The organism is Rhizobium sp. ZK1, assembly GCF_047782645.1.
Taxonomy (GTDB): domain Bacteria; phylum Pseudomonadota; class Alphaproteobacteria; order Rhizobiales; family Rhizobiaceae; genus Rhizobium.
The window spans coordinates 1,243,238-1,260,782 of the sequence record NZ_CP180586.1; the positions used below are offsets into that span (position 1 = coordinate 1,243,238).

Annotated in this window: 28 protein-coding genes; 27 read left to right on the forward strand and 1 reads right to left on the reverse strand. The window is 59.0% G+C overall.

The window, feature by feature from the left end:
* Positions 1–102: 102 nt before the first annotated feature.
* Positions 103–396, reverse strand: coding sequence for a transcriptional regulator (locus tag ACK9YZ_RS06275; RefSeq protein WP_112547859.1), 294 nt, complete (start codon positions 394–396; stop codon positions 103–105).
* 494 nt (positions 397–890) lie between these two features.
* Between ACK9YZ_RS06275 and rpsL the strand changes: the two genes are divergently transcribed.
* The 27 genes from rpsL (at position 891) to ACK9YZ_RS06410 (ending at position 17,445) form a co-directional block, all read left to right on the forward strand.
* A complete protein-coding gene (gene rpsL, locus ACK9YZ_RS06280; RefSeq protein ID WP_003547537.1) occupies positions 891–1,262 on the forward strand; it encodes a 30S ribosomal protein S12 in 372 nt (123 codons plus the stop codon).
* Positions 1,263–1,368: 106 nt separating this feature from the next.
* Positions 1,369–1,839: a 30S ribosomal protein S7 gene (gene rpsG / locus ACK9YZ_RS06285; protein ID WP_007817128.1), complete on the forward strand. Its 471-nt coding sequence runs from the start codon at positions 1,369–1,371 to the stop codon at positions 1,837–1,839.
* Between the two features lie 29 nt (positions 1,840–1,868).
* On the forward strand, positions 1,869–3,968 hold the full coding sequence (gene fusA / locus ACK9YZ_RS06290) for an elongation factor G (RefSeq protein WP_216757737.1): 2,100 nt from the start codon (positions 1,869–1,871) through the stop codon (positions 3,966–3,968).
* Between the two features lie 65 nt (positions 3,969–4,033).
* Positions 4,034–5,209 carry an elongation factor Tu gene (gene tuf / locus ACK9YZ_RS06295; RefSeq protein ID WP_183730064.1) on the forward strand — a complete coding sequence of 392 codons (1,176 nt, stop codon included), beginning with the start codon at positions 4,034–4,036 and terminating at the stop codon, positions 5,207–5,209.
* Between the two features lie 308 nt (positions 5,210–5,517).
* Positions 5,518–5,826, forward strand: coding sequence for a 30S ribosomal protein S10 (gene rpsJ / locus ACK9YZ_RS06300; protein ID WP_003547547.1), 309 nt, complete (start codon positions 5,518–5,520; stop codon positions 5,824–5,826).
* A 33-nt stretch (positions 5,827–5,859) separates the two neighbouring features.
* The gene (rplC, locus tag ACK9YZ_RS06305) at positions 5,860–6,501 is read left to right on the forward strand and encodes a 50S ribosomal protein L3 (protein ID WP_216757738.1); all 642 of its coding nucleotides are present in this window, start codon (positions 5,860–5,862) and stop codon (positions 6,499–6,501) included.
* 13 nt (positions 6,502–6,514) lie between these two features.
* Positions 6,515–7,135 carry a 50S ribosomal protein L4 gene (gene rplD / locus ACK9YZ_RS06310; protein WP_183730058.1) on the forward strand — a complete coding sequence of 207 codons (621 nt, stop codon included), beginning with the start codon at positions 6,515–6,517 and terminating at the stop codon, positions 7,133–7,135.
* On the forward strand, positions 7,132–7,425 hold the full coding sequence (locus tag ACK9YZ_RS06315) for a 50S ribosomal protein L23 (RefSeq protein WP_007812862.1): 294 nt from the start codon (positions 7,132–7,134) through the stop codon (positions 7,423–7,425). Before rplD ends, ACK9YZ_RS06315 begins: the two co-directional genes overlap by 4 nt.
* 11 nt (positions 7,426–7,436) lie before the next feature.
* Positions 7,437–8,273 carry a 50S ribosomal protein L2 gene (gene rplB / locus ACK9YZ_RS06320; RefSeq protein ID WP_216757739.1) on the forward strand — a complete coding sequence of 279 codons (837 nt, stop codon included), beginning with the start codon at positions 7,437–7,439 and terminating at the stop codon, positions 8,271–8,273.
* Positions 8,274–8,288: 15 nt separating this feature from the next.
* Complete coding sequence (gene rpsS / locus ACK9YZ_RS06325; protein ID WP_007531666.1) at positions 8,289–8,567, forward strand: 30S ribosomal protein S19; 279 nt, start codon at positions 8,289–8,291, stop codon at positions 8,565–8,567.
* 2 nt (positions 8,568–8,569) lie between these two features.
* Complete coding sequence (gene rplV / locus ACK9YZ_RS06330; RefSeq protein WP_007812866.1) at positions 8,570–8,959, forward strand: 50S ribosomal protein L22; 390 nt, start codon at positions 8,570–8,572, stop codon at positions 8,957–8,959.
* Positions 8,959–9,693, forward strand: a complete 735-nt coding sequence (gene rpsC, locus ACK9YZ_RS06335) for a 30S ribosomal protein S3 (RefSeq protein WP_112572305.1) — start codon at positions 8,959–8,961, stop codon at positions 9,691–9,693. The genes rplV and rpsC overlap by 1 nt, the downstream gene beginning before the upstream one ends.
* Positions 9,694–9,731: 38 nt before the next feature.
* Positions 9,732–10,145 carry a 50S ribosomal protein L16 gene (gene rplP, locus ACK9YZ_RS06340; RefSeq protein WP_003573792.1) on the forward strand — a complete coding sequence of 138 codons (414 nt, stop codon included), beginning with the start codon at positions 9,732–9,734 and terminating at the stop codon, positions 10,143–10,145.
* A gap of 12 nt (positions 10,146–10,157) precedes the next feature.
* Positions 10,158–10,358, forward strand: coding sequence for a 50S ribosomal protein L29 (gene rpmC / locus ACK9YZ_RS06345; protein WP_007531673.1), 201 nt, complete (start codon positions 10,158–10,160; stop codon positions 10,356–10,358).
* 11 nt (positions 10,359–10,369) lie between these two features.
* On the forward strand, positions 10,370–10,609 hold the full coding sequence (gene rpsQ, locus ACK9YZ_RS06350) for a 30S ribosomal protein S17 (RefSeq protein WP_007812872.1): 240 nt from the start codon (positions 10,370–10,372) through the stop codon (positions 10,607–10,609).
* A 261-nt stretch (positions 10,610–10,870) separates the two neighbouring features.
* The gene (gene rplN, locus ACK9YZ_RS06355; RefSeq protein ID WP_003573790.1) at positions 10,871–11,239 is read left to right on the forward strand and encodes a 50S ribosomal protein L14; all 369 of its coding nucleotides are present in this window, start codon (positions 10,871–10,873) and stop codon (positions 11,237–11,239) included.
* 12 nt (positions 11,240–11,251) lie between these two features.
* Positions 11,252–11,560 (forward strand): 50S ribosomal protein L24, encoded by a 309-nt coding sequence (rplX, locus tag ACK9YZ_RS06360; protein WP_183743772.1) that lies wholly within the window; start codon positions 11,252–11,254, stop codon positions 11,558–11,560.
* Positions 11,553–12,110 carry a 50S ribosomal protein L5 gene (gene rplE, locus ACK9YZ_RS06365; RefSeq protein ID WP_007812878.1) on the forward strand — a complete coding sequence of 186 codons (558 nt, stop codon included), beginning with the start codon at positions 11,553–11,555 and terminating at the stop codon, positions 12,108–12,110. The genes rplX and rplE overlap by 8 nt, the downstream gene beginning before the upstream one ends.
* Before the next feature lie 32 nt (positions 12,111–12,142).
* Positions 12,143–12,448: a 30S ribosomal protein S14 gene (rpsN, locus tag ACK9YZ_RS06370; RefSeq protein ID WP_007812880.1), complete on the forward strand. Its 306-nt coding sequence runs from the start codon at positions 12,143–12,145 to the stop codon at positions 12,446–12,448.
* 12 nt (positions 12,449–12,460) lie between these two features.
* The gene (gene rpsH, locus ACK9YZ_RS06375; protein ID WP_004674934.1) at positions 12,461–12,859 is read left to right on the forward strand and encodes a 30S ribosomal protein S8; all 399 of its coding nucleotides are present in this window, start codon (positions 12,461–12,463) and stop codon (positions 12,857–12,859) included.
* Between the two features lie 41 nt (positions 12,860–12,900).
* Positions 12,901–13,434: a 50S ribosomal protein L6 gene (gene rplF / locus ACK9YZ_RS06380; RefSeq protein ID WP_416066014.1), complete on the forward strand. Its 534-nt coding sequence runs from the start codon at positions 12,901–12,903 to the stop codon at positions 13,432–13,434.
* Between the two features lie 12 nt (positions 13,435–13,446).
* Positions 13,447–13,809, forward strand: coding sequence for a 50S ribosomal protein L18 (gene rplR / locus ACK9YZ_RS06385; RefSeq protein ID WP_183730048.1), 363 nt, complete (start codon positions 13,447–13,449; stop codon positions 13,807–13,809).
* 130 nt (positions 13,810–13,939) lie between these two features.
* A complete protein-coding gene (gene rpsE, locus ACK9YZ_RS06390; protein ID WP_007812885.1) occupies positions 13,940–14,509 on the forward strand; it encodes a 30S ribosomal protein S5 in 570 nt (189 codons plus the stop codon).
* Positions 14,510–14,522: 13 nt separating this feature from the next.
* The gene (gene rpmD / locus ACK9YZ_RS06395) at positions 14,523–14,732 is read left to right on the forward strand and encodes a 50S ribosomal protein L30 (protein WP_007812887.1); all 210 of its coding nucleotides are present in this window, start codon (positions 14,523–14,525) and stop codon (positions 14,730–14,732) included.
* Between the two features lie 16 nt (positions 14,733–14,748).
* The gene (rplO, locus tag ACK9YZ_RS06400) at positions 14,749–15,222 is read left to right on the forward strand and encodes a 50S ribosomal protein L15 (protein WP_216757742.1); all 474 of its coding nucleotides are present in this window, start codon (positions 14,749–14,751) and stop codon (positions 15,220–15,222) included.
* A 235-nt stretch (positions 15,223–15,457) separates the two neighbouring features.
* Positions 15,458–16,798 (forward strand): preprotein translocase subunit SecY, encoded by a 1,341-nt coding sequence (gene secY / locus ACK9YZ_RS06405; protein ID WP_216757743.1) that lies wholly within the window; start codon positions 15,458–15,460, stop codon positions 16,796–16,798.
* The gene (locus tag ACK9YZ_RS06410) at positions 16,795–17,445 is read left to right on the forward strand and encodes an adenylate kinase (RefSeq protein WP_216757744.1); all 651 of its coding nucleotides are present in this window, start codon (positions 16,795–16,797) and stop codon (positions 17,443–17,445) included. The genes secY and ACK9YZ_RS06410 overlap by 4 nt, the downstream gene beginning before the upstream one ends.
* The last annotated feature ends 100 nt before the right edge of the window (positions 17,446–17,545 follow it).

Consider the following 17,545-nt stretch of genomic DNA (forward strand, 5'->3'; position numbering starts at 1 on the left):
ACGCTGCGCGCCCGCCGCCCTCATTGATATCGGCCAAAATGGAAAGGTGAGGGCGGAGGATCAGGCCCGCGCGGCGCGCAGGCCCATTCTTTGTCTATAGGCTTAGCTGAAGCGGATGATCGAGACTTCGCCGTCCAGTGCACCCTGATAGGCGGAGGCGTGCGGTTCTTCGGAGGGCACTTCGGTCAACATGCCGATCTGGTCGAGATCGGCCTCGATGAAACCTTCCTCGGCAAGTGCGTTCAAGGCTTCCCGCACGGCGCTGTCATCATCGGCAGCCTTCAGCATGACGTGCAGGTCCACGCCCTCGCTTGTATCGGATTCATAGCCCTTGCCGATGATGATGAAAATCATCGGTCCGTCGAAATTGTTGTCGTTGTCCGGTGTCCCGATCATCTTTTTGTCCTTCGGCTCTCTGAGAATCGCAATATGCAGATCCCACATAAGGGCTTGATGTCTGCAAATACTGATTCCTATCTGTTTTTGCTGCAATGCCCAAGTTTATCTTGCCGGGTATCTTTAACCGGCTTAAAGAGCCTGTAAACAGCCTGTTTTCAGGGCTTTTGAAGTCGCCTGGGCGGAGATTATTTCTTAACCGGCCTTGACGAGCAGGGCGGAAACCAGTAGTACGCCCGCCATCGGATCCCATGTGAGGTTTGGCTGTTCGGGGCGACGCGCCCTGAAGATCGCCTCAAACAAGGTTCTAAACGCACGTTGAAGTCATGATGCTGCACGCATGACGCACCTTTTGCGTCCTCTGCTCTATGTGGTCCATCTGCGGAAGCGGATCGGGCCATATTTTGCGCATTGAGGGAAATATGTGTGGCAATGCCGGAAACGGCGAAGTTCGAGCCCGCAAGGGTACTGAGACAAACGTAAGGGATGGTTGAATGCCTACCGTAAACCAGCTGATCCGCAAGCCTCGCCAGGCGAACGTAAAGCGTAACAAGGTTCCCGCTCTTCAGGAGAACCCGCAGAAGCGCGGTGTTTGCACCCGCGTTTACACCACGACGCCGAAGAAGCCGAACTCGGCTCTGCGTAAGGTCGCAAAGATCCGCCTCACCAACGGCTTCGAAGTCATTGGTTACATCCCCGGTGAAGGTCACAACCTTCAGGAACACTCTGTCGTCATGATCCGCGGCGGCCGCGTCAAGGACCTTCCGGGTGTCCGTTACCACATCATCCGCGGCGTTCTCGATACCCAGGGTGTCAAGAACCGCAAGCAGCGCCGTTCCAAGTACGGTGCGAAGCGTCCGAAGTAATTTCGCCCCGGGCGGTATCGCCCGGAAAGGCTTGAAAGTGAGATTCCGGCGCTGCGCGAGGTCCTCCGCGTGGTGAAGCGCCTTAACAGTTAAAGAGACGAGAAGTATGTCCAGACGCCATAAAGCAGAAAAGCGCGAGATCAATCCGGACCCGAAGTTCGGTGACCTCGTTGTCACGAAGTTCATGAATGCCATCATGCTGGACGGCAAGAAGTCCGTCGCTGAAAGCATCGTTTACGGCGCGTTCGACTCCGTGCAGGGCAAGTCGAAGCAGGAGCCGCTCACGGTTTTCCATTCCGCGCTCGACAACATCGCTCCGCACGTTGAAGTCCGTTCGCGCCGCGTCGGTGGTGCGACCTACCAGGTTCCGGTCGATGTCCGTCCGGAGCGCCGCCAGGCTCTCGCCATCCGCTGGCTGATTGCTGCTGCGCGCAAGCGCAACGAAACCACCATGATCGATCGTCTTTCGGGCGAACTTCTCGACGCATCCAACAACCGCGGTTCCGCGGTTAAGAAGCGCGAAGACACGCACAAGATGGCTGATGCCAACCGCGCGTTCTCGCATTATCGCTGGTAATCCCGAACGATATCGAAAGGCAGTCCATAATGGCTCGCGAATATAAGATCGAAGACTACCGCAATTTCGGTATCATGGCGCACATCGACGCCGGCAAGACCACGACAACCGAGCGTATCCTTTATTACACCGGCAAGTCGCACAAGATCGGTGAAGTCCACGATGGCGCAGCCACGATGGACTGGATGGAGCAGGAGCAGGAACGCGGCATCACGATCACGTCTGCTGCCACCACGACCTTCTGGAAGGGCCGTGACGGCAAGATGCGCCGCTTCAACATCATCGACACTCCCGGCCACGTCGACTTCACCATCGAAGTCGAGCGTTCGCTGCGCGTTCTCGACGGCGCCATCGCGCTGCTCGATGCCAACGCCGGTGTCGAGCCGCAGACGGAAACCGTCTGGCGCCAGGCTGAGAAGTACAACGTTCCGCGCATGATCTTCTGCAACAAGATGGACAAGACCGGTGCGGATTTCTACCGCTCGGTTGAGATGATCAAAACCCGTCTGGGTGCGATCGCTGTCGTCATGCAGCTGCCGATCGGCGCTGAAAGCGACTTCAAGGGCGTTATCGACCTCGTCGAGATGAACGCTCTCATCTGGCGCGACGAATCGCTCGGCGCGCAGTGGGACGTCGTCGAGATCCCGGATGACATGAAGGCCAAGGCTGAAGAATATCGCGAAAAGCTGATCGAGACCGTTGTCGAGATCGACGAAGCCGCGATGGAAGCCTACCTCGAAGGCAACATGCCCGACAACGACAAGATCCGCGAACTCGTTCGTCGCGGTACGATTGACGTCAAGTTCCATCCGATGTTCTGCGGTACGGCTTTCAAGAACAAGGGCGTTCAGCCGCTGCTCGACGCCGTTGTCGACTACCTGCCGTCGCCGCTCGACATTCCCGCGATCAAGGGCATCGACTTCAAGACCGAAGCCGAAATCGAGCGTCATGCAGATGACTCCGAGCCGCTCTCCATGCTCGCGTTTAAGATCATGAACGACCCCTTCGTCGGTTCGCTTACCTTCGCCCGCATCTACTCCGGCAAGCTCGAAAAGGGTTCGTCGGTCATGAACACGGTCAAGGACAAGCGCGAGCGCGTTGGCCGCATGCTGCAGATGCACTCCAACTCGCGTGAAGACATCGAAGAAGCCTTTGCCGGTGACATCGTTGCTCTCGCAGGTCTCAAGGAAACCACCACGGGTGACACGCTCTGCGACCCGCTGAAGCCGGTTATCCTCGAGCGCATGGAGTTCCCGGAGCCGGTCATCCAGATCGCTATCGAGCCGAAGTCCAAGGGCGACCAGGAAAAGATGGGCCTCGCGCTCAACCGCCTGGCAGCCGAAGATCCGTCCTTCCGCGTGAAGACGGACCAGGAATCCGGTCAGACGATCATCGCTGGCATGGGCGAACTGCACCTCGACATCATTGTCGACCGCATGCGCCGTGAGTTCAAGGTTGAAGCAAACGTCGGCGCGCCGCAGGTTGCTTACCGCGAAACCATCACGCGCCAGCACGAAGAAGACTACACGCACAAGAAGCAGTCCGGTGGTACCGGACAGTTCGCACGCGTCAAGATCGTCTTCGAACCGAACCCGGATGGCGACGACTTCAAGTTCGAATCCAAGATCGTCGGCGGTGCTGTTCCGAAGGAATACATCCCGGGCGTTCAGAAGGGTATCGAAAGCGTTCTGTCTTCCGGTCCGCTGGCTGGCTTCCCGATGCTCGGCGTCAAGGCGACGCTCATCGACGGTGCCTTCCACGACGTCGACTCTTCGGTCCTGGCGTTCGAAATCGCTTCCCGCGCCTGCTTCCGTGAAGCGGCAAAGAAGGCTGGAGCTCAGCTCCTTGAGCCGATGATGAAGGTCGAAGTCGTTACCCCGGAAGACTATGTTGGTGACGTTATCGGCGACCTGAACTCCCGCCGTGGTCAGATCCAGGGTCAGGAAAGCCGCGGTGTCGCCGTTGTCATCAATGCCAACGTCCCGCTGGCCAACATGTTCAAGTACGTCGACAACCTGCGCTCCATGTCGCAGGGCCGTGCTCAGTACACGATGACCTTCGATCACTACGCGCCGGTCCCGTCGAACGTCGCAACCGAAATCCAGGCAAAGTATTCCGGTCAGAAGTGACCGGAATACCAATTGACCTATAACAAGAATTAGCGCCCCTCGGGCCAAAGAATGGAGAGCCGAAAATGGCAAAGAGTAAGTTTGAGCGCAACAAGCCGCACGTCAACATTGGCACGATCGGCCACGTTGACCATGGCAAGACGTCTCTGACGGCAGCGATCACGAAGTACTTCGGTGAGTTCAAGGCGTATGACCAGATCGACGCTGCCCCGGAAGAAAAGGCGCGCGGCATCACCATTTCGACGGCTCACGTCGAGTATGAGACGCCGAACCGTCACTATGCGCACGTCGACTGCCCCGGCCACGCCGACTATGTGAAGAACATGATCACGGGTGCTGCGCAGATGGACGGCGCGATCCTGGTCTGCTCTGCTGCTGATGGCCCGATGCCGCAGACGCGCGAGCACATCCTGCTCGCCCGCCAGGTTGGCGTTCCGGCAATCGTTGTCTTCCTGAACAAGGTCGACCAGGTCGATGACGCCGAGCTTCTCGAGCTCGTCGAGCTGGAAGTGCGCGAACTTCTGTCGTCCTACGACTTCCCGGGCGACGACATCCCGGTCGTCAAGGGTTCGGCGCTTGCTGCGCTTGAAGATTCCGACAAGAAGATCGGTGAAGACGCGATCCGCGAGCTGATGGCTCAGGTTGACGCCTACATCCCGACGCCTGAGCGTCCGATCGACCAGCCGTTCCTGATGCCGATCGAAGACGTGTTCTCGATCTCGGGCCGCGGTACGGTTGTGACCGGCCGCGTCGAACGCGGTATCGTCAAGGTTGGTGAAGAAGTCGAGATCGTCGGCATCCGTCCGACGTCGAAGACGACGGTGACCGGCGTTGAAATGTTCCGCAAGCTGCTCGACCAGGGCCAGGCCGGCGACAACATCGGCGCACTGGTTCGCGGTGTGAACCGTGACGGCGTCGAGCGTGGCCAGATTCTGTGCAAGCCGGGCTCTGTCAAGCCGCACAAGAAGTTCAAGGCCGAAGCCTACATTCTGACGAAGGAAGAAGGCGGCCGTCATACGCCGTTCTTCACGAACTACCGTCCGCAGTTCTACTTCCGCACGACGGACGTGACGGGTATCGTCACACTTCCGGAAGGCACGGAAATGGTCATGCCTGGCGACAACGTCACTGTTGACGTCGAGCTGATCGTTCCGATCGCGATGGAAGAAAAGCTTCGCTTCGCGATCCGCGAAGGCGGCCGCACCGTCGGTGCAGGCATCGTTGCTTCCATCGTCGAGTAATTCATTCGGCTGCTCCGGTGGTGCAGCCGATTCGATGACATTATTATGAAGCAGGCGGCGCTGGCCGCTTGCTTATTACACAGAAATGTTGCAAATGGCGCGCGAGCGCGATTTGCGTGCCGCTTTGGATGACGAAGCGGTGACTGAACAAACAATAAGGTGGGTCAAAAAGGCCCTGAAGAGTGGACAGGGAAGCCGTAACAGGCATCTCTCTCGATCTTTGAAACCGGTGGTCCGCCTTAGGAAGAAAGAACAACCCATGTCTTGCCCAAAGACATGAGGGAAAACAAACACAAGGATAACGTCGAATGAACGGCCAAAATATCCGCATTCGCCTGAAGGCGTTCGATCACCGGATTCTCGATGCTTCCACGCGCGAGATCGTGTCGACGGCGAAGCGCACCGGTGCAAGCGTCCGGGGCCCCGTTCCGCTTCCGACCCGCATCGAGAAGTTTACGGTCAACCGGTCCCCGCACATCGACAAGAAGAGCCGCGAACAGTTCGAGATGCGCACGCATAAGCGCCTGCTCGACATCGTAGATCCGACCCCGCAGACGGTGGACGCGCTGATGAAGCTCGATCTCGCCGCAGGTGTCGATGTTGAGATCAAGCTCTGAGCTTGCTCGAGCTGAGTTGGAAGGATTGAACCGATGCGTTCAGGTGTGATTGCACAGAAGGTGGGAATGACCCGCGTCTACAACGACGCCGGCGAGCATGTCCCGGTAACGGTACTGCGTTTGGATGGCTGCCAGGTCGTGGCCCAGCGCACCGTAGAAAAGAATGGCTATACCGCGCTTCAGCTTGGTGCTGGCCAGGCCAAGGTAAAGAACACGTCCAAGGCGATGCGCGGCAACTTTGCCGTCGCTAACGTTGAGCCGAAGTCCAAGCTCCAGGAATTCCGTGTTTCGGAAGACAACCTGCTCGATATCGGCACTGAGCTCAAGGCCGGCCACTTTGCTGCTGGCCAGCTCGTCGATGTCACCGGCACCACGGTCGGTAAGGGCTTTGCCGGCGCCATGAAGCGCCACGGTTTCGGCGGTCTGCGCGCCACGCACGGTGTGTCTGTTTCGCACCGCTCGCATGGTTCGACGGGTTCGCGCCAGGATCCGGGCAAGGTTTTCAAGAACAAGAAGATGGCTGGTCATATGGGCCAGACGCGCGTGACGACGCAGAACCTTGAAGTGGTTTCGACCGACGAAGATCGTGGTCTGATCCTGATCAAGGGTGCAGTACCCGGTTCCAAGGGTGCCTGGATCATCGTGCGCGACGCCGTCAAGTCGGCAGCGAAGTAAGGGAGCCAGACCAATGGAATTGAACGTCAAGACCCTCGAGGGCAAAGACGCTGGGAAGGTTTCCCTTTCTGATGCGATTTTCGGCCTTGAGCCCCGCGAAGACATTCTCGCCCGCGTCATCCGCTGGCAGCTTGCCAAGAAGCAGCAGGGCACCCATCAGGCAAAGGGCCGCGCGGACGTTTCCCGCACCGGCGCCAAGATGTACAAGCAGAAGGGGACGGGCCGCGCTCGTCACCATTCGGCTCGTGCTCCGCAGTTCCGCGGCGGTGGTAAGGCCCACGGCCCGGTCGCCCGCAGTCATGAACACGACCTTCCCAAGAAGGTTCGCGCGCTCGGCCTGCGTCACGCGCTGTCCGCCAAGATCAAGGCAGACGAACTGATCATCATCGATGATCTGGTCGCCAACGAAGCAAAGACGAAGGCTTTGGCCGGCGTATTCGCCTCGCTGGGCCTCACCAACGCCCTCTTCATCGGTGGCGCCGAGCTCGACGGTAACTTCAAGCTCGCTGCTCAGAACATCCCGAACGTCGATGTTCTGCCGATCCAGGGCATTAACGTTTACGACATCGTCCGCCGCGGCAAGCTCGTGCTTTCCAAGGCTGCCGTTGAAGCGCTAGAGGAGCGATTCAAGTGACCGATCTTCGCCACTACGATGTGATCGTTTCTCCTGCGATCACCGAAAAGTCCACGCTGGTATCGGAAAACAACCAGGTTGTTTTCAATGTCGCCAAGAAGGCGACGAAGCCGGAAATCAAGGCTGCGGTCGAGGCGCTCTTCGGCGTCAAGGTCACGGCCGTCAACACCCTGTTGCGCAAGGGCAAGACCCGCCGGTTCCGCGGTTTTGTCGGCAAGCAGCAGGACGTGAAGAAGGCTGTCGTGACGTTGGCTGAAGGCCAAACGATCGACGTCTCCACCGGTCTCTGAGGAATAAAAAGATGGCATTGAAAACATTCAATCCGACGACCCCGAGCCAGCGCCAGCTGGTCATCGTCGACCGTTCGGGCCTCTACAAGGGCAAGCCGGTCAAGTCGCTGACGGAAGGTCTCACCAAGAGCGGTGGTCGTAACAACCTCGGCCGCATCACGGCCCGCTTCATCGGCGGTGGTCACAAGCGTACGTATCGCATCATCGACTTCAAGCGTCGCAAGTTCGACGTCGAAGGGACGGTCGAGCGTATCGAATACGACCCGAACCGTACGGCTTACATCGCGCTCGTCAGCTATGCCGACGGCGAGAAGGCCTACATCATCGCTCCGCAGCGTCTTGCTGCCGGCGACAAGGTCATCGCTTCCGACAAGGCCGTCGATGTCAAGCCCGGCAACACGATGCCGCTGCAGTACATTCCGGTCGGCTCCATCATCCACAACGTGGAAATGAAGCCGGGCAAGGGCGGTCAGATTGCCCGCTCCGCCGGTTCCTACGCGCAGCTCGTCGGCCGCGACCAGGGCATGGCGATCCTTCGCCTCAACTCCGGCGAACAGCGCCTTGTGCACGGCACCTGCCTCGCTTCGATCGGTGCTGTGTCGAACCCTGACCATGCCAACATTAACGACGGCAAGGCCGGTCGTACCGTTTGGCGCGGCAAGCGTCCGCATAACCGCGGCGTCGTCATGAACCCGGTCGACCATCCGCACGGCGGTGGTGAAGGCCGCACCTCTGGTGGTCGTCACCCGGTTTCTCCGTGGGGCAAGCCGACCAAGGGCAAGCGCACCCGGTCGAACAAGTCGACCGACAAGATGATCATGCGCTCGCGTCATCAGCGTAAGAAGTAAGAGAGGAAGTCCTCAATGGCTCGTTCAGTATGGAAAGGTCCGTTTGTTGACGGCTATCTTCTCAAGAAGGCTGAGAAGGTTCGTGAAGGCGGACGTGCAGAAGTAATCAAGATCTGGAGCCGTCGCTCCACGATCCTGCCGCAGTTCGTTGGTCTCACCTTCGGCGTCTACAACGGCAGCAAGCATGTTCCGGTCAGTGTCAATGAAGACATGGTCGGACACAAATTCGGTGAATTCTCTCCGACCCGTACCTATTACGGTCACGGCGCGGACAAGAAGGCAAAGAGGAAGTAACGATGGGTAAGGCTAAAGCCGAACGCCGGCTGAAGGACAACGAGGCGCAAGCAGTCGCCCGTACGCTCCGCGTCAGCCCACAGAAGCTCAACCTGGTTGCTGCGGCCATCCGCGGCAAGAAGGTCGAGCGTGCACTCGCTGAGCTGGAATTCTCCCGCAAGCGCATCGCAGGCGCCGTCAAGAAGACGCTCGAATCTGCGATCGCTAACGCCGAGAACAACCATGACCTCGACGTCGACGCTCTCGTCGTCGCCGAGGCCTATGTCGGCAAGTCGATTGTCATGAAGCGCTTCCACGCCCGCGGCCGCGGCCGCGCATCGCGCATCGAACGTCCGTTCGCTCACCTGACGATCGTCGTTCGTGAAGTGCAGGCACAAGAGGAGGCCGCATAATGGGTCAGAAAATCAATCCGATTGGTTTCCGTCTTGGCATCAACCGTACCTGGGATAGCCGCTGGTTTGCGGACAATGCCGAGTACGGCCAGCTCCTGCACGAAGACCTGAAGATGCGGAAGTTCGTCATGAGCGAACTGAAGCAGGCCGGTATCTCCAAGGTGGTCATCGAGCGTCCGCACAAGAAGTGCCGCGTCACGATCCATTCGGCCCGTCCGGGCCTGATCATCGGCCGCAAGGGCGCCGACATCGACAAGCTCCGCAAGAAGCTGTCGGACATGACGAACTCCGAAACGCACCTCAACATCGTTGAAGTGCGCAAGCCGGAAATCGACGCGACGCTCGTCGCTCAGTCGATCGCCCAGCAGCTCGAGCGCCGCGTGGCTTTCCGCCGCGCCATGAAGCGCGCCGTTCAGTCCGCGATGCGTCTTGGCGCCGAAGGCATCAAGATCACCTGCGCAGGCCGTCTTGGCGGTGCAGAAATCGCTCGTACGGAATGGTACCGCGAGGGCCGCGTTCCGCTGCACACCCTGCGCGCTGACATCGACTACGGTACGGCTGAAGCCGAAACCGCATTCGGTATCTGCGGCATCAAGGTCTGGATCTTCAAGGGCGAAATCCTTGAGCACGATCCGATGGCTTCCGAACGTCGCGCGCTGGAAGGCGATGCACAGGGTCCGGCAAGCCGCGAACGCGACCGTGGCGATCGTCGCCGCGAACGCGACAACGCGTAATTAGCGCTGGCGAAAGATAAGCTCGGAGAAGTAAGAAAATGTTGCAGCCAAAGCGTACTAAGTACCGCAAGCAGTTCAAGGGCCGCATCAAGGGCGTAGCCAAGGGCGGTTCTGATCTGGCCTTCGGCGAATTCGGCCTGAAGGCTCAGGAGCCGAACCGCGTTAACGCACGCGAGATCGAAGCGGCCCGCCGCGCGATCACGCGTTACATGAAGCGTGCCGGCCGTGTTTGGATCCGCGTGTTCCCGGACGTTCCGGTAACCGCAAAGCCCACCGAAGTCCGCATGGGTAAGGGTAAGGGTTCCGTGGAATACTGGGCATGCAAGGTCAAGCCCGGTCGTATGATGTTCGAGATCGACGGTGTCTCCGAGGAAATCGCGCGTGAAGCGCTTCGCCTCGGCTCGGCCAAGCTCTCGGTCAAGACGCGCTTCGTTCAGCGCATCGCAGAGTAAGGAGAAGGCACGATGAAAGCCGAAGAAGTACGCGGCCTCACGGCCGACCAGCTCAAGGACAAGCTTGCCGACCTGAAGAAGGAGCAGTTCAACCTGCGCTTCCAGAAGGCGACCGGCCAGCTTGAGAAGTCCTCGCGCATCAACGAAGTCCGCAAGGACATCGCCCGCGTCAAAACCATTGCCCGCCAGAAGGCGGCAGAAGCAAAGGCTTAAAGGAAAAAAACATGCCGAAGCGTATTCTGCAGGGCGTCGTGGTTGGTGACAAGAACGAGAAGACTGTCGTAGTTCGGGTTGAGCGTCGTTTCGCTCATCCGCTGCTCCAGAAGACCGTTCGTCGCTCCAAGAAGTACAAGGCCCACGACGAAAACAATCAGTACAAGATCGGTGATATCGTCTCCATCGAGGAGTGCGCACCGATCTCCAAGGACAAGCGCTGGACGGTTATTGCCGCCCAGGCCAAGTAAGAATTTCGCGCGAGGCCTTGCGTCTCGCGGAAATTTCTGTATGAAGCAGCGTCGGAACGCTCGAATGCCGGGCGTTCTTTTGCTTTAAGCGCACGGAAGGTCCCGTTTGGGAAACCACCCTGGCAACGATCGATCCCGCGCTATTCAAGCTATTGCCGTGCTTTCGCTGTCCCTGTGACGAGCGGCCGGTGGACAATTTTCATAAGCCGGGAGAGGGGGCTTTGCCCAACCATTCCGGTAGGAACAAGAAGGCGACCTGATATGATTCAGATGCAAACAAACCTCGACGTCGCGGATAATTCCGGCGCCCGTCGTGTCATGTGCATCAAGGTGCTGGGCGGCTCGAAGCGCAAGTATGCCTCGATCGGCGACGTCATCGTCGTTTCGATCAAGGAAGCGATCCCGCGCGGCCGTGTGAAGAAGGGTGACGTGATGAAGGCGGTTGTCGTTCGCACCGCCAAGGACATCCGTCGTCCGGATGGCTCTGTCATCCGCTTCGACACCAACGCAGCAGTCCTCATCGACAACAAGAAAGAGCCGATCGGCACCCGTATCTTCGGACCGGTTCCGCGCGAATTGCGTGCGAAGAACCACATGAAGATCATCTCGCTGGCTCCCGAAGTACTGTAAGGAGCGAGAACGATGCAAAAGATTCGTAAGGGCGACAAAGTCGTCATGCTCGCAGGCAAGGACAAGGGCCGTACCGGCGAAGTCCTTCAGGTCCTGCCGAAGGAAGATCGCGCCGTGGTTCGCGGCGTTAACGTCGTAAAGCGCCATCAGCGTCAGACGCAGACCCAGGAAGCCGGGATCATTTCCAAGGAAGCTTCGGTCCACCTGTCCAACGTCGCGATCGTCGACAAGGACGGCAAGCCGACCCGCGTCGGCTTCAAGGTTGTTGACGGCAAGAAGGTCCGCGTGGCCAAGCGTTCGGGAGAAGTGATCGATGGCTGAGGCAAAGTACGAGCCGCGGCTCAAGAAGGAATATGTCGAGCGGATCCGTAAGGCGATGCAGGAGAAGTTCTCCTACGCCAACGAGATGATGATCCCAAAGCTCGACAAGATCGTTATCAACATGGGTGTGGGCGAAGCCACGGCTGACTCGAAGAAGCCGACCGTTGCTGCTGCCGACCTGGCTGCCATTGCTGGCCAGAAGCCGGTTATCACCCGTGCACGCAACTCTATCGCTGGCTTCAAGGTCCGCGAAAACATGCCGATCGGCGCGAAGGTCACCCTGCGCGGCGCCCGCATGTACGAGTTCCTGGATCGCCTGGTCAACATCGCGCTTCCGCGCGTTCGCGACTTCCGCGGCCTGAACCCGAAGAGCTTTGACGGCCGTGGCAACTTTGCCATGGGCATCAAGGAGCACATTGTGTTCCCTGAAATCAACTACGACAAGGTTGATCAGATGTGGGGCATGGACATCATCGTTTGCACGACGGCCACGACCGACGACGAAGCTCGCGCACTCCTCACGGAGTTTAGCTTCCCGTTCCGTCAGTAACCGTAACGACGAGCGTAGAAAAGGAACCTGACATGGCGAAGACAAGCGCAGTTGAAAAGAACAAGCGCCGCCGTAATACGGTCGCAAACCAGGCCGGCAAGCGTGCTGCCCTGAAGGCGATCATCATGAACCAGGCTCTTCCGATCGAAGAGCGGTTCAAGGCCTCGATCAAGCTGGCATCCCTGCCGCGCGACGGATCGAAGACCCGCATTCGCAACCGTTGCGAAGTGTCTGGTCGTCCGCGCGCTTATTACCGTAAACTGCGTATGTCGCGTATCGCGCTGCGCGAACTGGGCAATCTCGGCAAGGTGCCGGGCATCGTCAAGTCGAGCTGGTAAGGAGCAGGTTAGATGACAATGACTGATCCGTTGGGCGATATGCTCACCCGTATCCGCAACGGTGCTTCGCGTCGCAAGTCGTCGGTTTCGACGCCTGCCTCCAAGCTCCGTGCACGTGTTCTCGATGTCCTCCAGTCCGAAGGCTACATCCGTGGCTACTCCGTCGTCGATTTCGGCAACGGCAAGTCCGAACTGAACATCGAACTCAAGTACTATGAAGGCGCATCGGTGATCCGTGAGATCGGCCGTGTGTCCAAGCCGGGCCGCCGGGTTTATGTCTCGGTCAAGTCCATTCCGCAGGTCGCGAACGGCCTCGGCATCACCATCCTTTCGACCCCGAAGGGCGTGATGGCCGATCACCAGGCTCGCGAACAGAACGTTGGTGGCGAGGTTCTCTGCTCGGTCTTCTAAGACTGCGCAGGGTCTCCATAGCGAACAGACAGGATTGAAACATGTCTCGTATCGGTAAGAAGCCCGTTCAGGTGCCTGCTGGGATCACGGCTACGGTCGATGGCCAGAAGGTTACCGCTAAGGGCCCGAAGGGCGAGCTGTTTTTCGTCGCAAACGACGAAATCAGCCTCAAGCTCGAAAACAATGCGGTCGTCGTAACGCCGCTCACGCAGACGAAGGATGCTCGTTCGAAGTGGGGCATGTCCCGCACGATGATCGAAAACATCTTCAAGGGCGTCAAGGACGGCTTCGAGCGCAAGCTCGAAATCAACGGCGTTGGTTACCGTGCTTCCCTGCAGGGCAAGAACCTGCAGCTGGCGCTCGGTTTCAGCCACGACGTGGTCTACGAACCGCCGCAGGGCATCACGATCGCTGTGCCGAAGCCGACGGAAATCGTCGTCACCGGCATCAACAAGCAGCAGGTCGGTCAGGTCGCCGCCGAGATCCGCGAATATCGCGGTCCGGAGCCCTACAAGGGCAAGGGCGTCAAGTATGCCGAAGAGCGGATTGTCCGCAAAGAAGGCAAGAAGAAGTAAGGATCACGCGAAATGGCTAGCAGGAAAGAAGCACTTGCACGTCGTGCCAACCGCGTGCGCCGTCATCTCAAGTCGGTGGCCAATGGCCGTCCGCGCCTGTCGGTTCATCGCTCGTCGAAGAACATCTACGCACAGATCATCGACGATGTTGCCGGCAAGACGCTTGCCGCTGCATCGACCCTCGACAAGGATCTGCGCGGTTCTCTGAAGACCGGTGCCGACACCGCAGCAGCAGCCCTCGTTGGCAAGCTCGTTGCTGAGCGCGCCTCCAAGGCAGGTGTCACTGAGGTCGTATTCGACCGTGGCGCCTTCATCTATCACGGCCGTATCAAGGCCCTGGCAGATGCGGCCCGCGAAAGCGGTCTGACCTTCTAATCAGTTTCCGGCCGAAGACTTTTAAGCCTCGGCCGGATTTCACCGGGCCGCAAATCGTTCCCTTGGGGAAGCCGATGCGGTCCTCGTTTTGTTTGCCGATTGCACCCGGAAAAGAAAAAGGAAGAGGACAATGGCACAGGAAAGAAGGCCGCAGCGGGAAGACCGCCAGAGCCGCGAAGAGCGCGATAGCGAATTCGTCGACAAGCTGGTCGCGATCAACCGCGTCGCCAAGGTTGTTAAGGGTGGCCGTCGCTTCGGCTTCGCCGCTCTCGTCGTCGTCGGCGACCAGAAGGGCCGCGTAGGCTTCGGCCATGGCAAGGCACGCGAGGTGCCGGAAGCCATCCGCAAGGCAACCGAAGCCGCCAAGCGTGAACTGATCTTCGTACCGCTGCGTGACGGCCGTACGCTGCATCACGACGTCCATGGCCGTCATGGCGCCGGCAAGGTTTTGCTGCGCTCGGCCAAGGTCGGTACCGGTATCATCGCCGGTGGTCCGATGCGCGCCGTTTTCGAAACGCTCGGCGTCCACGACGTCGTCGCCAAGTCGACTGGTTCGTCGAACCCCTACAACATGGTTCGCGCCACCTTCGACGCTCTGAAGCACCAGGTTCACCCGAAGGACATCGCAGCCCAGCGCGGCATCAAGTATGCTACGCTCCAGGCTCGCCGTGCCGCTTCTGGCAACGCCTCTGAAGAATAAGAGGAGCTGACCAATGGCCAAGGCTACCAAGAAGGCTGAAGCGAAGACTGTTACGATCGAACAGATCGGCAGCCCGATTCGCCGTCCGGACGTCCAGCAGCGTACGCTGATCGGTCTCGGACTGAACAAGATGCACCGTCGCCGCACGCTGGAAGACACTCCGGCCGTTCGTGGCATGATCCGCGCAGTCCAGCATCTCGTTCGCGTTGTCGACGAGAAGTGAGACCGGAGTAAAGCTCATGAAACTCAATGAAATCAAGGATAACGAAGGCTCTACCCACAGCCGCAAGCGTCTCGGCCGCGGTATCGGCTCGGGCTCCGGCAAGACCGGTGGTCGCGGTGTAAAGGGTCAGAAGTCCCGTTCGGGCGTTGCCATCAACGGCTTCGAAGGCGGTCAGATGCCCATCTACCGTCGCCTGCCGAAGCGCGGCTTCAACAACATCTTCGCAGCCGACTACGTCGTCGTATCGCTGGCACGCATCCAGGCTGCCGTCGACGCCGGCAAGCTCGACGCGAAGGCGACGGTTGATGCGGCTGCTCTCAAGGCCGCCGGCGTCATCCGCCGCGCCAAGGACGGCGTTCGCGTTCTCTCCGACGGCGAGCTCAAGGCCAAGATCACGCTCGAAGTTGCAGGCGCTTCCAAGTCTGCTGTCGAGAAGATCGAAAAGGCCGGCGGCAAGGTAACGCTTCTTTCTGCCGCAGCGGCAGAATAATAAACTCATGATATATCGCCCGGGGTGCTTCACACCGGGCGATTTTGCTCCCATATGTGAGCCTCACAAAAACCTGCTTGGACGCATCCGCGTCGGGACGGTAAGACTGAAAACGAGGGTGAGGCATAGGGTTGCGCCAGCGATCCGTCCGAAGCCCGGTTTTTAAAAGAAATTCATACTGATTCCGGTGCCGGCCGACTCGATAGCGCCCGGAATTGGTAGCGCGGAGAAACGCATGGCTTCTGCAGCGGAACAACTGGCTTCAAACCTCAATTTTTCGACCTTCGCCAAAGCCGAGGATCTTAAGAAGCGCCTGTGGTTCACACTGGCAGCTCTCCTCGTCTACCGGCTGGGTACCCATATTCCGCTTCCAGGCCTTAATCCGCAGGCCTATGCCCAGGCCTTCCAGGGCCAAGCTGGCGGTATTCTCGGCCTCTTCAACATGTTCTCGGGCGGCGCCGTACAGCGCATGGCGATCTTCGCGCTCGGCATCATGCCCTACATCTCCGCTTCGATCATCGTGCAGCTCATGACTTCGGTCGTGCCGGCGCTCGAAAACCTGAAGAAGGAAGGCGAGCAGGGTCGCAAGATCATCAACCAGTACACCCGCTACGGCACGGTCATCCTCGGCGCGCTCCAGGCCTACGGCATTGCCGTTGGTCTCGAAAGCGGTAACGGCCTCGTTGTCGATCCGGGCTGGTTCTTTAAAATTTCGACCGTTCTGACGCTCCTCGGCGGCACGATGTTTCTGATGTGGCTCGGCGAGCAGATCACCTCGCGCGGTATCGGCAACGGTATTTCGCTGATCATCTTCGCAGGCATTGCGGCCGGTCTTCCGACAGCCCTTGCGGGTACGCTGGAACTCGGCCGCACCGGTGCGCTGTCGACGACGCTCATCCTGGCTGTCATCGTCGTTGCGATCGCCGTCATCGCCGTCATCGTCTTCGTTGAGCGCGCGCAGCGCCGCCTTCTGATCCAGTATCCGAAGCGTCAGGTCGGCAACCGCATGTTCCAGGGCGACACCTCGCACCTGCCGCTGAAGCTGAACACCTCGGGCGTCATCCCGGCAATCTTCGCATCCTCGCTGCTGCTTCTGCCGGCGACGCTTGCGGGCTTTGCCAGCACGACGGCCATGCCGGCTTGGGCAACATCCATCGTTGCTGCGCTCGGCCATGGTCAGCCGCTTTACATGGTGCTCTATGCGGCACTCATCGCCTTCTTTGCCTTTTTCTACACGGCCATCGTCTTCAATCCGAAGGACACGGCCGACAATCTGAAGAAGCATGGCGGCTTTATCCCCGGCATCCGCCCGGGCGATCGCACTGCCGAATATATCGACTACGTGCTGACCCGTATCACGGTGATCGGCGCTATCTATCTCGTCTTCGTCTGTATCCTGCCTGAGATCCTGGTGTCGCAAACCGGCATTCCATTAGCCCTTGGTGGGACTTCGCTTTTGATCGTGGTTAGCGTAACTCTTGATACGGTGGCACAGATCCAAGGCCATCTGATCGCACAGCAGTACGAAGGCCTGATCAAGAAATCGAAGCTGCGTGGAGGAAAGAGGGGGCGATGAGACTTATACTTTTGGGGCCGCCGGGCGCGGGTAAGGGGACCCAGGCCCAGCGGATCGTGGAAAAGCATGGTATTCCGCAGCTTTCCACGGGTGACATGCTGCGCGCCGCCGTTCAGGCCGGTACTGAAGTCGGCAAGCGTGCCAAGGCTGTCATGGACGCCGGAAATCTGGTCTCGGACGAGATTGTCAACGCCATCGTCTCCGAACGAATCGATCAACCTGATTGCGCTAACGGTTTCATCCTTGACGGTTTCCCGCGCACGCTGGTGCAGGCGGATGCCACTGAGGCGATGCTGAAGGCCAAGGGTCTTGATCTCTCTGTCGTCATCGAATTCCGTGTCGACGACAAGGAACTGGTTCGCCGCGTGGCAGGTCGCTACTCCTGTGCTGAGTGCGGCACGGTCTATCACGATACGGACAAGGTCCCAGACAAGGAAGGTGTCTGCGACAAGTGCGGTTCGACCCACTTCAAGCGCCGTCCCGATGACAATGCCGAGACCATGACCAAGCGTCTCGAGGTCTACTACAAGGAAACCTCGCCGCTGATCGGCTACTACTACGCCAAGGGCAAACTCAAGTCCGTGGATGGTATGGCCGAAATCGATCAGGTTACGACCGAGATCGAAGGTATTCTTTCCAAGCTTTAAGGCTTTGAAAATAAACTTGGCGGGAGCGGTTGCTTTTTTGCACTGATTCCGTTAAACCGCGCCAACTCGCGACATTCCCTGCGATCGGCGCGGATTTCCC